Origin of the sequence: Bradyrhizobium sp. CSS354, assembly GCF_029051725.1 — a bacterium.
GTDB lineage: Bacteria > Pseudomonadota > Alphaproteobacteria > Rhizobiales > Xanthobacteraceae > Bradyrhizobium.
In genome coordinates, this window is record NZ_JAACFU010000001.1 from 429,240 (window position 1) to 443,684 (window position 14,445).

Genomic DNA, 14,445 nt, shown 5'->3' on the forward strand with positions numbered 1-14,445 from the left:
TTTCTTTCCTCTGGTTTTGACGCCGAGCTATTGAGCCAGGATCATTGCGAAGTAGCCGAACACGGTGAGCAGAATGCCCGATACGGCGTAGCCGACCGGGAACCCAATCCAGGGCACGGAGCTCTGGATCTCCACCGCGGCTTCGCGGCAAGGGCCGGAGTGCGACCGCGCACCTGCAACGCCGCCCATCAGCACGGCCGGGTTGATCTTGAAGACGTGGAAGCCGATCGCCCAGACGATGAACGGCGGAATCGTGCAGGCAATGAAGCCGGCAACGAAGATCTTCAGTGCCACGGCCCCGGTCAGCTGCGCCAGTAGTCCCGCGCCGGCATTGATGCCGACGATGGCGACGAAGACCACGAGACCGAGATCCTCGAGCACATTGCGTGCCGCGTTCGGCGTATTGCCGAAGAAGCGCAGCCGTGAGACCAGCGATGAGACGATCACGCCCGACAGCAACAGACCGCCGGCGTTGCCGAGGCCGATCTTGGCACCAAAGGCCGGGAATTCGATCATCCCGATCAGGAAGCCGATGATCATGCCGGCGGCGAGCGTCAACAGATCGGTCGAGGTGTTGGTCCGTGCAATGCGGCCCCACATCTCGCCGAGCTCGTTGACGGCCGACTTGATGCCGACCACCGAGACGATGTCCATCCGCTGCAACTCGGTCTTGAGACCGGCCGGAATCTGCACACCGCCACGTTCGACCTTGGTGACCTGCAACTGACCGGCAATGGCCGTCTCGCGGAAGGATTCAAAGGTCCGTCCCGCCATCGCCTTGTTTGTGACGAGGATGTCCGCCTGATCCATGGGAATGCCGAGCGCCTTGGCGTCGGCAACTTCCGGCCCGATCAGGCCCATCTTGTCGGTGAGATGCTCAGTCGAGCCGCCGAGCGCGACGACGTCGCCCTTTTCCAGAACGAGTTCGGGGTCGGCACCCAGCGGTTCTCCTCGGCGCGCCACATTGACGATGCGGTATTCGGGATTCATCGTGCGGAATTTGGCAATGCTCATGCCAACCTGGGCTGGATTATCGAGCCGGTAGGCACGGAGGCCGAACTGCCGGTAACCGGTCAGGCCGCCACCCTCGAGGTCCTTGACGCCAAACTCCTGCTCGTACTGCTTGGCTGCGGCCTTGGCGTCGACGCCCCACCAGCGCGGCAGGTATTTGCAGATCAGGATGATGCCGACGGTGCCCCAGATATACGTGATGCCGTAAGACAGTGCGATCATGCCCGACGCATCCTCGGGCTTCATGCCTTCAGGGAGCTTCACCACACCCGAGGTGATAGCCTGCTCGGCCGAACCGATCGCGGCAGACATGGTCTGAGATCCCGCCAGCATGCCGCCGGCAGCACCAATTGGCAGCGCAAACAGCTTGGCGCAAATCACGACCAGCGCAAGTCCGACAACACTGGACACGAGCGCAAGGATGCAGAACTTGAGGCCGTCGCCTTTCAGGCTGTTGATGAAAGAGGGCCCGACACGAAGGCCAACCCCATACATGAACAGGTAATAGAAGAGGCTCTTGGCAAAGTTGTTCAACTCGAGCTTCACGCCATAGACCGACGCCCACACAGATAGGCCGGCGCCCACCACGATGGCGCCGGCAACCATGCCTAGGCCGTAACCCTTGATGCTGGCCCGGCCGATCCAGACGGCGACGCCAACGACGAAGAACAGCAACAGAAACGGGTTCTGCTGCAAGAACGTGAAAAAGCTCTGCATGTCCGTCCCCTTTTATTACGATGCAGCCTTCAGCTTCGGCGTCGCACCGGGCTTGGGCCGGCCGATCTTCGCCAGGGCTTCGGCGCGTACGAGCTTCAGCCCTTCCTTGGCGTCGTAGCCGTGGATTTCCTTCACATCGAGCTTTCGCATGAAGTCGATGGTCTCCTGCGTGATCACCTGTCCCGGCACCATGATCGGAAAGCCCGGCGGATACGGGATCACGAAACTCGCGGAGACGAGGTCCGGCCCGGCCTTGAGGCGGCGGTCGATCTCGGAATCGCCGAGCCGGATATATTCGCACCCCGCTGCGTCATAGGCCGAGTAGAAGCCGCTACGGATGTCGCCCTCGTTGGTCTTGGTGCCGGCATCGCCACGGAAACTGTCGTGGAAGTGCGAGAAATTCGGCAGGTCGGGCACATCGGTCATCAGGCTCTTGACCCGCGCGTCGAAGGTCTTCTTCGCGTTGGCGCCGCCCTGAACCAGGCCACGGTCGACCTCGCCCGCGATCTCGGCCAGCACCCTCACCAGATGGGCGACGTCGCTGCGGGTGTTGTTGATGTTCGATTGAAACAACACCGAGTTGCGCGATGTCTTGTTGATCTGGATATTGTAGTCATTGGCGAGGATGCCCTTGAACTGCGTGCCGTCGTAGCCCGCGGTGCCGCACACCAAGGTCATGCGGGTCGGATCGAGGCAGAACTCGTCATCGTCCAGGCTCTTCAGGACGTTCGCCCAGTTCATGCCTGTTGCGAGATAGTCGGTGAAGCCGCTCTGGCGATATTGCGCCGGCACCATCGCGTCGGCACCGAGAATCCGGAAGTATTTGGAGATCAGCGGATTGCTGTTGACCGCCTTGCGGATCGCGAACGCAATTTCGATCGCGTTGGCCACCAGACCGTAGCCTTCGAGCTCCATCTGGCGCCGTGAGACGTCGAGGCTAGCGATGAGCTGCTGGTTCGGGCTGGTCGACGCGTGCGTGAACACCGCTTCCTTGAACTGCTGCTCGACGGTGTGGAATTCGACATCCTTGACCGACAGCATCGAGCCCTGTCGGATCGCCGACATCGACTTGTGGGTCGAGTTGGTTTGGTAGACGCGCAAGCGGATCTGACGCGGATCGGGGATCAGCCGGGTCTTGAGCAACGTTTCGTCGGAAGGCGACTTGCCGAGCTCGGCCTGCTGCTTCTCGTAAGCCGCGACCGATTTCGGATCATGCATCCAAGCCTCGATCTCGTTGGCGGCGCCCATCGCGGTCCGTCGCCGCAGGAACGGCGAGAAGCGCGCGAAGCCGAACCAGGCTTCGTCCCACAGGAAGATCAAGTCCGGCTTGATCGCGAGACATTCCTCCATCACCCGGCGGGTGTTGTAGATGTGGCCGTCGAAGGTGCAGTTGGTCAGGTCGAGCATCTTGACGCGGTCCAGCCGGCCATCGGCCCGCGCATTCAACAGCGCCTGCTTGATGGTCTTCAGCGGCACCGCGCCGTACATCGAATACTCGGTCATCGGGAACGCTTCGACATAGATCGGCTGGGCGCCGGCCAGCACCATGCCGTAGTGGTGCGACTTGTGACAGTTGCGATCGACGATCGCGATGTCGCCCGGCCCGAGCAGCGCCTGCACTGCCATCTTGTTCGAGGTCGAGGTGCCGTTGGTCACGAAGAACACGCGATCTGCGCCGAGCGCCCGCGCCGCCTTGTCCTGCGCTTTCTTGATGGTGCCGGTCGGCTCCAACAAGCTGTCGAGGCCGCCGGTCGTCGCGCTGCTCTCGGCCAGGAACAGGTTCAAGCCGTAGAATTCCCCCATGTCGCGGATCCAGTCGGACCTGAACACAGACTTGCCGCGCGCGATTGGCAGCGCATGGAACGTTCCGATCGGGCGTTGTGCGTATTTCTTGAGATTGTCGAAAAACGGGGTGTCGAAGCGATCCTGGATACCTTCGAGGATGGAGAGATGGAGCTCGAGAAGCTCTTCGATGGAGTAGAATATCCGCCGAACCACGTTGGCCTCGGGGTCTCCAGCCATTTTCTCGACGTCGCGGTTGGACATCAGATAGATGTCAAGCTCCGGACGTACCCGCTTGATGATGTGCGCAAGCCGGAGCGCGGACGCGTCGGCCTCGTCATTGAGGCCCGCGCCGGCTGTCATGGTCCGCAGGATCGGCGCGTCGTGACGCGAACGCAGCCCGAACCCTTCGTTGATGACGACGGCCGCGATGTCGGGATTGAGCATCGTTGCGCAGAAGGCATCCTCGAGGCTGCCGACGATCACCGGCTCATATACGAAGGAGTCAACCGGGCGGCGCAGCTTGCGCCATTCGGCGGCGAGCGCCGGCCAGTGGCTGGAAGAGACGCCGGTGACAATCAGTGTTTCGAAATAGGGCCGATGGCCCCCATGCGATCCGAAGGTCGAGGGCACCAGCTCGGGCGAGGCATCGGCGCCGTCGTCCTTGGGATCCCAGTCGCCGGCGTGCTGGCGGAAGGATCGTGTCATCAAGGCCTGCGTGATGCGCGTCGTAAGGCCAAGTGACTCCGCCGCATCCCCGGCCGTTGCCGCTTCCCGCAAGGCCGCCATCAATTGCAGGCCGGGATAGCCGTGAAACTCCTCTATGACGGAAAGATCAGCCAGCGCCGCATCGTACTTCGTGCGGTCGCCGCCGCGCGACCATGCCTTCGCTGCCTCGACCAGATCGCGCCAATCATCCGCCCGTCCGCCGGGCCCGGAAATGAACTGATCGATGCGCTTTTCTGCAGCCTTGGCGTCCTTGGACATGTCTCTCTCCGGATCTTTGCGACGTCTCGGCCGGGATCGTGATGCCCGCTCACCTCGGTCCATTGATCCAAGTCAAGGGTCGTGCACCTTGCAGAGGCCCGGAACAATTTGCGATGCGGACATCGTCCAAGGCGGTACCGCGTGATCGATTGAGGACGATGGTGAGATCGCATCAGGGCCGGCCCGCCCATAAGTCGGGTGTATCTTTTGGATTGGGATCAGATGATTGCCCGGTCGTGCTCTCCCCGAGTACGCTGTCAACCGAACGAAGCCACGCTCCGCTGTCGGTCTTTTCCGCCAGGCCTTCAGCCCGCAGCAAATCGCGCAATTGTGCGTGCGCGCCGACGATTCGGAACGTGATATTCCGGGAGGCGAGTTCGTCATAGAGATCGTGCAACATGCGCGCGCCGGCCAGATCGATGTAGGGGGATGCCGATAGATCGCAGACAACCAGTTTGGCGCCGACCGACAGCGGCAAGGTGCCTAACACTGTTTCCAGGATCGTTTCAGCATTGATGTAGAGCAGCGAGGCTTCGGGTCGAAACGCGATGATGCCCACCAACGGCTCGACGCCTTCATGCCTCGCATTATCGGAGTAACGGCCGGTACCGGGGAGCCGGCCGAGGAAAGCAACATTCGGACGCGAGGCCCGCGCCAGGAGCAGGAAGATCGACGCGACGGCCGCCAGCAAAACGCCCTGCAGGATGCCCAGGAGCAACACTGACAGAAGGGCAATCGCCGCGGCATAAAAGTCGATGCGGCTGACTTGCCACATCCGCAACAGCGCGCGGATGTCCACCAGCCTGTAGACGGCGGCAAGGACGATCGCCGCCAGCACTGCCTTCGGCAAGTTTGTCAACAGACCCGTGAAGAACAGCAGGCACAGCGCAAGCGTCGCCGAGCAGATCACCAGGGCCAGCGGCGTGCGCGCCCCGGCATTGTCGTTGACCGCAGATTGCGACAGCCCGCCGGCCACGGGGTAGCCGTGGCCGAAGGCGGTGACGAGGTTCGCCGCGCCAAGCCCCAAGAACTCCTGCCGGACATCGAGGGCATAGCCGTGCTTGGCAGCAAAGCTGCGGGCGGCGGAGACGCCTTCGATATAGGCCAGCAGTACGCATCCCGCAGCCAGCGGGAAGAGCTCGTCGGGCTCCAACAAACCAAAACTCGGCAACCCGATAGCCGGCAATCCCTCTGGGATTTGCCCGGTGACTGGTACGCCAAGCGACGGAAGGCCAAGCAGTGTTGCCAAGACAATCGACAGCGCCATGATCGTGAGCCCGACCGGCCTTCCCGGCAGCCGCCGCTCTCCCACCAGCAGGAACAAGAGCGCGATGGCTCCGGTCGCCAGAACCAGCCAATTGATGCCGCCGAGCTGGCCGGCGAGCTTGATGGCGCGATCGAAGAAATTGTGACCGCCTCCGGCGACGCCGAACAGGCTCGGCAACTGGCTCATCATGATGGTAAGTCCCGCGCCGGCCTTGAAGCCGACCAGGATACTGTCGCTCACCAGGCGGACGAGAACGCTGAGCTTGAACAACCACGCGATCAGACAGAGCAACGCCACCGCGCATGCGGCCAGGCTTGCGATCTCGGCGTATTTCGCCGCATCTCCGCCGGACAGCGTCCCGACCGTCGCCGCAATCATCAACGAGATCGCGGAGGTCGGACCGACCGCAAGCTGGCGAGACGACCCGAGCAGCGCATAGCCGAGGCCGCCGAGCATGTAGCCGTAGATGCCGATCTGGGGCGGCAGGCCCGCCAGGGTCGCGTAGGCCAGCGACACGGGGATGGCGTAAGCCGCGAGGGTGATTCCGGCGATTGCGTCCGAACGCAGCCAGGCACTGTGATACTGCGCCAGCCAGATTGCGGGCGGAAACAGGAAGGTCCAGCGCGATCTGCGGTCAGATGAGGTCATGGGCTGGCCTCGTCGCCCGCGCTTTCGCAACGCAACAGCACGACCAGGAGCGCGATCACGGGAACGCCGAGCGCCAGATCCGGGATCTGCTTGGTCGCGAAGGCACCAAGCGCGGCGCCGAGGCCGAACGTGATGCACAAAACAGCGAAAACGCCAGAGGGCCGCAGCGCCCCATCGCCAGAAGCTACAGCAAACACCCCTTCAATTGCCTGCCGCATGTTGCCCGTGATCATGACGGAGCTGTAAGGCACGCCCTCAACTCTCGTGAAGACGGCGCTCTGTACGGCGGCGACGAACGAAATGCCAAGTGTACCCGCGAGATCCGGCAGGCGGTTGTGCAGGACGGCGATAACGACCAGCAGGAGGATTTCCAGCAGTATGCTGATGGCAATGGCGCGCTCTCCCGCCGCGCGGCGCAACCATGACGCCACGACGATACCCACCGCGAACGCAAGGATTGGTGGGACGAAGTGGAGCGCTTTCGCCCAGTCGCCGACGGAGCCATGGACCCACAGCAGGACGAGATTGGCCGTCTGGGCGTTGGCCATGACGCCGTGGACGATCCACGTATAGGCATCGAGATAGCCGCCGGTGAAGGCCAGCAACAGCGCGACAGGCACCGTCTCGTCGCGGCGTATCGACGAAGCGGCGGTGGTATCCATCGTACTCATGCCCCAACGTCGGGTTTTGAAATCCTGCAACTCAACAGGGAGCGTCTGGCCGACCGCGAGGTTGATCTGGATCAAGCATCGGCGGCTATCACCAACCAGATTGGCGCAAATGGCTGGAGGGCCCGCCCATGAGCACGGTCAGATGGATCATATCCGCCGCGCCGGAAATTTTCCTGCTGCTGTCCGTCGCGCTCGGCACCATTCTTGGTCGCGTCAGAATCCGCGGCTTTTCGATAGGCACCACCGCGTGCACGCTCATCGTTGCCGTCCTGATCGGGCAGCTTGGCACCTTCACGTTTCCTTCCCTGCTCAGGATTATTCTCTTCAGCCTGTTCGTGTTCACGATCGGCTACCGATCCGGACCCGAGTTCTTTGCCTCGCTGAGCATCCGGACCCTGGCTCAGGTCGCGCTCGCGCTCGTGCTTGGTGGTACCGGCCTCGTCATCGTTCTCATATTTGCCCATGTGTTCGCGCTCGGTCCCGGCACCGCTTCCGGTCTTGCTGCGGGAGCCCTGACACAATCGTCGGTCATCGGCACCGCATCTGGCGCACTATCCCAGCTCGGACTGACCAAAGAGGTGCTGCAGCAACAGGACGCCAATATCGCCGCCGGCTACGCCGTCACCTACGTACTCGGCTATATCCTCACGCTCCTGTACGTGCCGTTTGTCGCGCCGAAATTGATGCGGATCGATCTGAAAGCGGAAGCTGCAAAGCTCGAGGCGGAGCTTTCGGGCGGCAACCCGCCACAAACTGAAAATCTGCATTATCGAAAATTCCAGGCCCGCGCGTACCGGGTGTCGGCAGCGGCGGGACGGACCGTCGGCGCCGTCGAAGACCAGATCGGCAGCCGCAGCGTGATCGAGCGGATCGTGCGCCAGGGCGCTGACGTCGAACCGCATCGCGATACTGTTCTTGAAGCGAACGACGACATCGTTATCGCAGGCCGCACCGCCGCCATCGTCGCTGCAAAGCCGATTGTTGGCACCGAGATCGACGCTGACGAGATCCTGAAGGCGCTTCCCGGCAACCTGGTCGAGGTCCTCGTCGACAATGGCAAGCTCCATGGCCGCTCAGTCAAGGAGGTGGCTGAACGCGTTGGCGACGCTGCGCGCGGCGTGTTCCTGCGCACCTTGACGCGGATGGGACGCGAGGTCCCCCTGAGCGCCGATACCCGCGTCTATGTCGGTGACGTCATGACGCTGGTCGGCAGCACCCGCAACATCGAGCGCGCCGCCTCGCAGGTTGGACAGATCCTGAGCTCCGACGACCGTACCGACATTGCATTCCTTGCCGCAGGCATTGCCGTAGGTCTTCTCGCCGGTCTCGCGAGCGTCAAGATCGGTTCAGTGCCCCTGACTCTGGGCGGCGGCGGCGGTGCCTTGATAGCGGGACTTTTCTGCGGCTGGCTGCGCTCGCGCCGGCCGACCATGGGTGCAATGCCGCCCGCCGCGCAGCAAACGCTGAGCGACCTCGGGCTCGGCGGCTTCATCGCGGCGATCGGACTCGGCAACGGCCACGCAGCCTGGGTCGCGATCCAGTCGCACGGTATGCTGCTGGTCGGCATGGGCCTGGTCGTCACACTGGTGCCGCTGATTGTGACCACCCTATTCGCGCATCGCGTGCTTCGCATGAACCCGGTCATCATTTGTGGAGCGCTCGCCGGCGCCATGACGGTCGATGCCGCCGTGACCGGCGCCTGCGAAGTTGCAGAAAGCCAGACGCCGGTGCTCGGCGTCGCGGTGCCCTATGCTGTCGGAAACGTTGTGCTGACCGTGCTTGGACCGATCATCGTGGCCAGCACTTTCGCCGGTTGAAGGAGGCGCGCGTGAATCTCCGCCATGCTTCAACAGTGACTTACCTGGCGGCAGCATTGAGTATCCTGGCCTGCATTATTGCTCCAGCACGTGCCGACGACAATGTCCGCATCCAGGAGGAGGTCTGGGCTCTGCCGCTACCGCTGCCGATGTTCGCCTATGTAGTGCGGCCCGTCGGCGACGGCCCCTTCCCGCTGGCGATCATGAACCACGGCGTGTCGCTCAAGCCCGTCGATCGCAGCTTCTTCCCGTTGGTGGAGTTCCGTGGCGCCGCCAAATGGTTTGCCAAGCGCGGCTACCTCGTGGTTGCACCAGTCGGCACCGGCTATGGGGCAGCCGCGATCGATATTCCCGAGCATGGTCTCTACGGACCGTTCTTCTCCAAGGTCGGAAATTGCACCAATCCGAACTTCCACGACGCCGGGCGTGCCGTTGCACAAGCCGATCTCTGGATCATCGACTACATGGTGGCCGAGAAGCGCGTTCTGCCGAAGGACGTGATCGTCATTGGACAGTCCGCGGGCGGCTGGGCTTCCATTGCGCTCTCGAGTGCAAACCCGCCGCAGGTCAAGGCAATCATCACCTTCGCGGCTGGACGCGGCGGCCGTGTCGACGGCAAACCCAATAACAATTGCGCGCCGGACAAGCTCGTCGAAGCGACTGCCGATTTCGGCCGAACCTCGCGCGTTCCAATGCTGTGGTTCTATATCGAGAACGACACGTTTTTCGGTCCCGCCTTGTCGAAGCGCATGCACGAGGCCTTCACCGCTGCCGGCGGTAGGGCCGAATATCATCTGATGCCGCCCTTCGGCAACGAGGGACATTTCTTCGTCGGCTCGCCTGACACGATCGCGACGTGGGCACCACTCGTCGAGAAATTCCTCGACGAACAGAAGTAGGCGCGGAGGACGCGCGGCTGGAGGCACTGACATGATCAACCCAGCTTCGACACCATGGCTCAAGCAGGCGCGCGCTTACCTATCCCTTTTGTTAGCAGCGACCGTTGTCGGACCGGCTTCAGCCCAGAACTCGGCAGCGCAGGAGCATGCGCGCGAGGCAAAGCCCGCCGAAATTGCGCCTCGCGGACAGCGCGAAGCCAAGGACATCACCTATGGCGACTGGCGGAAGCTTTGCGTAAAGCCCGGCGGCGCGCCGATGCTGTGCCGGACCTCGATCACCGGCAAGTTTGCAACGGGCCAGATGGCGGTGCGCCTGGACCTGATCGAGCGTGACGGCGACCGCACTGCCCGGCTCCAAGTGTTTGTCCCCGTCGGGATGTATCTGCAACGGCCTGCCAAGCTGACCGTCGATCAGGGAAATTCCAGATCGTTGCCCTACACCTGGTGCCTGACCAACACCTGTATCGCCGCCGACGCCGCCGATCCTGGGTTCGTCAAGGACATGGAAGCCGGCAAAGCTTTGGTGCTCGAGGTCACCGATTCCAACCTTTTGTCTCTGGCGACATCGTTACCGCTGGCGCAGTTCGCTTCGGTACACAACGGCGCGCCCACACAGACCCTGGAGCAGGACATCGAGGAGTGAGCAGCGGCGGCTTCAGCCATGCTCGGCGCAGGCGCGTTCAATGGAGTCGATGAGTGCGCTTGCTGCGAAGGGCTTGGCCAGATAGGCGGCGCACCCAGACTCAATCGCGGCGACCTGATTCGCCCGACAGTCGTTGCCGGTAATGTAGATGACCGGGACCGTGGCACCCTCGCTGGCGAGCCTGCGGCGGAGTGAGATACCCGACTCTCCGTTCAGATTGATATCCAGAACGATGCAGCACGCCTCTTCGATGCACCCATGACGAAGCAACGCACCCGCGGAATCAAAAGCAACCGCATCAAAGCCGTGCTTCCGAAGCAGCCGCTCCAAGCTTCGGCGCATTGATAAATCATCATCCACGACGTAAATCGGCTTACGTGCAAACAATGGACCCGTCTTTCTGATTGCAAACCTGGCACTCGCGTCGCAACGACGCTACGCGGCAAAGGTTCCTGCGCTAATCCGACGGCTAACGACGCCGGTATGTAGGCGGCCCAGGGCGAATTATGTCAATAACTTTTCATATTGTCCCATCGTACAGGTCTGATCACCGACCTGACGAAGCCACGAAAACGGCCTGCATCACATCTTTGCCGAATCCAGAAGGCCGAGCCGCTCTGCAGCGGACACCAGTTCGGCAAACGATAATACCTGCATCTTTGTCATCACTTGGTGGCGGTGCGCCTTCACCGTGCGTTCGGTCGTTCCAAGCTCATAGGCGATCTGCTTGTTGATTTTACCGCGTACGATCAGGTCGAACACCTGTCGTTCGCGCCGCGATAGAGACCTCAAGCGAGAACGTAGCGAATCGAGCTTGCTGTGTTGACTCCGGGCCGCCTCCTGTTGAGCCATTGCCCGCTCAATCGCATCGATCAACTGTTCCGACGACACCGGCTTGGTCAGAAAATCCTCCGCGCCGGCCTTGATCGCACGGACCGTCGTCGCGGTATCCGCATGTCCGGTCAGAAAGACGATGGGCAGCGGCGAATGGCATTGGACGAGGGAGGCTTGCAACTCCGGCCCGCTCAGGCCCGGAAGCTGCACATCGAGCAAGATACATCCCGGATCGTCGGACCCTGGCGGATCATCCAGTAACTGCTGGGCGGACGCGTAGGTCACAACTTCATACCCAGCCAGTTTAAGCCGACGCTGGATCGCCGTCCGAAAGGATGCGTCGTCGTCCACGACATAAACGAAGCCGGGCAAGTTTTTTCCTCGCTAGGTACTTCAAATGCAGAAAGACCAGACGCGCCTTAGTACCTGAGCAAAGCAGCACAATTGGAATGCCACAACCGCGAATGGAGCGTCTGTTTTCGGCATATTGCCGCACCATCTGACAGACACTCTGACGGGTTCTCATCAAGCGCATCGAACCCTTCCTGTACCTTGGTACAATGCACCTACAGACAATGGTTGAAAACCCCACTTATGGCCTAAACAACCTTCGCGGGAAGCGGATTTTCGGCGGCTCCTCATTCCCGACGATGGAAATACCGCGTCACCATCAGTTCGGGAGTTGGCCATGTTCGTTCGCACCGCTGCCGACGCCGCCTCGCGGCTTCATTCGCTCCGCGAGCTAGGGTTAAACACCGATTCAAACCCGATCATTAGTTTGAACGAATTTACCTACAAGAAAGGCTCGGAAGTCTACGGCGAAAAGGAGCCTGCGGAATACGTTTATCAGGTGAAGAGGGGCGCGGTGCGAAGCTATAAGCTGCTGTCCGACGGCCGGCGCCAAATCGGCGCATTTCACCTGGCCGGCGATATTTTCGGGCTCGAGAACGGCGGCGTGCACCGATTCACGACTGAAGCGATCGTCGACACCACGGTTCGTCTGGTCAGGCGCCAAAGCCTCGAGCTGGTTGCTCAGGGCGACCCCATGGTTGCCCGCAACCTGCTGAGCATGACCACCAAGAACCTTCAGCATGCGGAAGACCACATGCTGCTGCTTGGCCGCAAGACGTCGCTGGAGCGAGTCGCAGCCTTCCTGATCGAGATGGACAAGCGGCTGACGGCTGCTGGCATCATGGCGCTGCCGATGTCGCGGCGCGATATCGCCGACTATCTCGGATTGACGCTGGAAACCGTCTCCCGCGCACTATCGCGGTTGCATGAGCTCGGGATCCTCGGCTTCATCGGAAATACCCAGCGCCAGATCGTGCTGCTGGACAGGCTGAAGCTCGCTAGCCTCGATCTCCAGAACTAGACTTAGGTGCCGCAATCGCGGCGAGATGCTCGACCGTCTTGCGCAGAACCTCAAACAGGACCGCAGTCGACCATCCGAACATCAGGATTCCGTTCATCGCTGTCATGGGTCCCGTCAATCGCCACCCCGCCACGGGCGTAATGTCCCCATAGCCAAGCGTGGTGTAGTTCACGAACGTGAAATATAGCAGATCGCTGCCCGGAGGCGCCGCGCCGACTGCCGCATAGGCGAGCGCCCAAATGAGAACCTCGACAGTGTGCGCGACCATCAAAATGACAGCAGTGGTGACCATCACGGCCATCAGGTGCGACCGGGGCCGCGCCGTGTGCCTTAATCCGGCGGTACGAGCGATATCGATGGCCGCAACGGTCACCAGCGCGTGAATCATGATGTTGATCACGCTGATCAAGGTACCGAGCAGGAATTGGACCGCCATTACACACTCCTGGTGCCGGCATCGAAGAAGCCGTCCGATAATCCCGCAAGCGCCGACCACGCCCCCCTCAACGCCTGACCGCAACCCGGATCAAGGAGAACGTATCACGATGCCCCGTTTGGAGCTGTCGAGCTACGGTTCATCAGCAGCGCCAACGTGTGTCTCGCGATCATGAGATCCTCGTCGGACGGCACGACGTAAACTGGAATGCGGCTGGCGGAAGACGATATCAGCTGCGATTGCCGCGCATTCTGCGCCATATCAAGCTTGACACCGAGCCATGCGAGCCGCTCCGCCACGCGCGAACGGATCGACGCGGAGCTTTCGCCGATCTCGGCGGTAAAGACAAAGGCATCGAGCCCTTGCAACGCAGCTGCGAGCATACCGGCGTTAAGGCCGACCCAATGAACGAAATAGTCGATCGCAACTTTTGCGTCGACATCCTCACTTGCCTCAAGCTGACGCATATCGCCGCTGAGGCCCGAGAGGCCGTTCAACCCGTAATCTCCGAGGAGAAACTCCTGCACCCTGGACGCTGCCATTCCCTTCTCCGAAATGAGATAAAGCACAACTCCGGCGTCGATCTGCCCTGGTGGCGCTTCCATCGGCAGTCCGTCTATCGGGGTGAATCCCATGGTGCTCTCGACGCTCCGTCCTTCATGGAGCGCGCACATTGATGCCCCACGCCCGAGATGCGCGACAATCACCCGCCCCATCGCGATTTCTGGCGCAACCTTCAGCAAAGTCTTCGCGATATATTCGTAGGAGAGGCCATGAAATCCATTGCGCCGTACGCCTTCGGCATGAAGCCAACGCGGGATCGCGCAGTGGTCGGCCACCTCAGCATGGGTTCGATGAAATGCGGTCTCGAAGCAGGCGACCTGCGGGAGCGTTGGGAAGTCAGACAGGATCAAACGTATTGGAGCCAGATTGTGCGGCAGATGAAGCGGCGCCAATTCCGTCAGTCCATCCAGGCGAGTCAGGACCTCCTGATCAATCAGGACCGGGCGGTCATGCTCCGCACCGCCGTGAACGACGCGATGCCCGACAGCAATGGGGCTGATATGAAGCTCATCCCGCAACCAAGCGACTGCAATGTTCAGTGCGGCCGAAATATCCAGCACCGCTTCGATCGGATAGGCGCGATTGGCAAGCGGATCACCGCCGGCACTGCTCGCTTGCAGTCGCGGGCAACGCCCGATGCCGTCGATCCGCCCCTTGATCTGCCGTCGTAGGATTCCTTCTCCTTCGACCGAATAGATCCGGAACCTGAGGTGAGAAGAGCCGGCATTGATGACAAGGATGGTATCCATGGCACTCACGTCGCACTCGTTTAGGCATGTCGAAGCCCTGCATCAACA

12 protein-coding genes are annotated in these 14,445 nt (G+C 61.6%); 4 read left to right on the forward strand and 8 right to left on the reverse strand.

Going from position 1 to position 14,445, the window contains the following annotated elements; translation table 11 throughout:
* Positions 1–27: 27 nt before the first annotated feature.
* The 4 genes from GWG67_RS02160 to GWG67_RS02175 form a co-directional block, all read right to left on the reverse strand.
* On the reverse strand, positions 28–1,728 hold the full coding sequence (locus tag GWG67_RS02160) for an aspartate:alanine exchanger family transporter (RefSeq protein WP_275167500.1): 1,701 nt from the start codon (positions 1,726–1,728) through the stop codon (positions 28–30).
* Between the two features lie 15 nt (positions 1,729–1,743).
* Positions 1,744–4,497 (reverse strand): decarboxylase, encoded by a 2,754-nt coding sequence (locus GWG67_RS02165; protein ID WP_275167501.1) that lies wholly within the window; start codon positions 4,495–4,497, stop codon positions 1,744–1,746.
* A gap of 172 nt (positions 4,498–4,669) precedes the next feature.
* A complete protein-coding gene (locus GWG67_RS02170) occupies positions 4,670–6,412 on the reverse strand; it encodes a SulP family inorganic anion transporter (RefSeq protein ID WP_275167502.1) in 1,743 nt (580 codons plus the stop codon).
* Positions 6,409–7,083, reverse strand: coding sequence for a YoaK family protein (locus tag GWG67_RS02175; protein ID WP_275167808.1), 675 nt, complete (start codon positions 7,081–7,083; stop codon positions 6,409–6,411). Before GWG67_RS02175 ends, GWG67_RS02170 begins: the two co-directional genes overlap by 4 nt.
* A 128-nt stretch (positions 7,084–7,211) precedes the next feature.
* Between GWG67_RS02175 and GWG67_RS02180 the strand changes: the two genes are divergently transcribed.
* The 3 genes from GWG67_RS02180 to GWG67_RS02190 are packed head-to-tail and all read left to right on the forward strand — an operon-like array spanning position 7,212 to position 10,442.
* Positions 7,212–8,900, forward strand: coding sequence for a transporter (locus GWG67_RS02180; protein WP_275167503.1), 1,689 nt, complete (start codon positions 7,212–7,214; stop codon positions 8,898–8,900).
* A gap of 11 nt (positions 8,901–8,911) precedes the next feature.
* Positions 8,912–9,799 (forward strand): S9 family peptidase, encoded by an 888-nt coding sequence (locus tag GWG67_RS02185; RefSeq protein WP_275167504.1) that lies wholly within the window; start codon positions 8,912–8,914, stop codon positions 9,797–9,799.
* Positions 9,800–9,830: 31 nt separating this feature from the next.
* Positions 9,831–10,442 (forward strand): invasion associated locus B family protein, encoded by a 612-nt coding sequence (locus GWG67_RS02190; RefSeq protein WP_275167505.1) that lies wholly within the window; start codon positions 9,831–9,833, stop codon positions 10,440–10,442.
* 12 nt (positions 10,443–10,454) lie between these two features.
* On the opposite strand, the gene GWG67_RS02195 is transcribed toward GWG67_RS02190, so the two are convergent.
* Together GWG67_RS02195 and GWG67_RS02200 are read right to left on the reverse strand one after the other, a co-directional pair.
* A complete protein-coding gene (locus tag GWG67_RS02195) occupies positions 10,455–10,829 on the reverse strand; it encodes a response regulator (RefSeq protein ID WP_275167506.1) in 375 nt (124 codons plus the stop codon).
* Positions 10,830–11,024: 195 nt separating this feature from the next.
* A complete protein-coding gene (locus GWG67_RS02200) occupies positions 11,025–11,648 on the reverse strand; it encodes a response regulator transcription factor (protein ID WP_275167507.1) in 624 nt (207 codons plus the stop codon).
* Positions 11,649–11,964: 316 nt separating this feature from the next.
* Between GWG67_RS02200 and GWG67_RS02205 the strand changes: the two genes are divergently transcribed.
* The gene (locus GWG67_RS02205; RefSeq protein WP_275167508.1) at positions 11,965–12,648 is read left to right on the forward strand and encodes a helix-turn-helix domain-containing protein; all 684 of its coding nucleotides are present in this window, start codon (positions 11,965–11,967) and stop codon (positions 12,646–12,648) included.
* Here GWG67_RS02205 and GWG67_RS02210 read toward each other — a convergent pair.
* Both GWG67_RS02210 and GWG67_RS02215 read right to left on the reverse strand, forming a co-directional pair.
* Positions 12,626–13,084 carry a potassium channel family protein gene (locus tag GWG67_RS02210; RefSeq protein WP_275167509.1) on the reverse strand — a complete coding sequence of 153 codons (459 nt, stop codon included), beginning with the start codon at positions 13,082–13,084 and terminating at the stop codon, positions 12,626–12,628. The genes GWG67_RS02205 and GWG67_RS02210 overlap by 23 nt on opposite strands.
* Positions 13,085–13,188: 104 nt before the next feature.
* Positions 13,189–14,397, reverse strand: coding sequence for an acetate/propionate family kinase (locus tag GWG67_RS02215; RefSeq protein WP_275167510.1), 1,209 nt, complete (start codon positions 14,395–14,397; stop codon positions 13,189–13,191).
* Between the last annotated feature and the right edge of the window lie 48 nt (positions 14,398–14,445).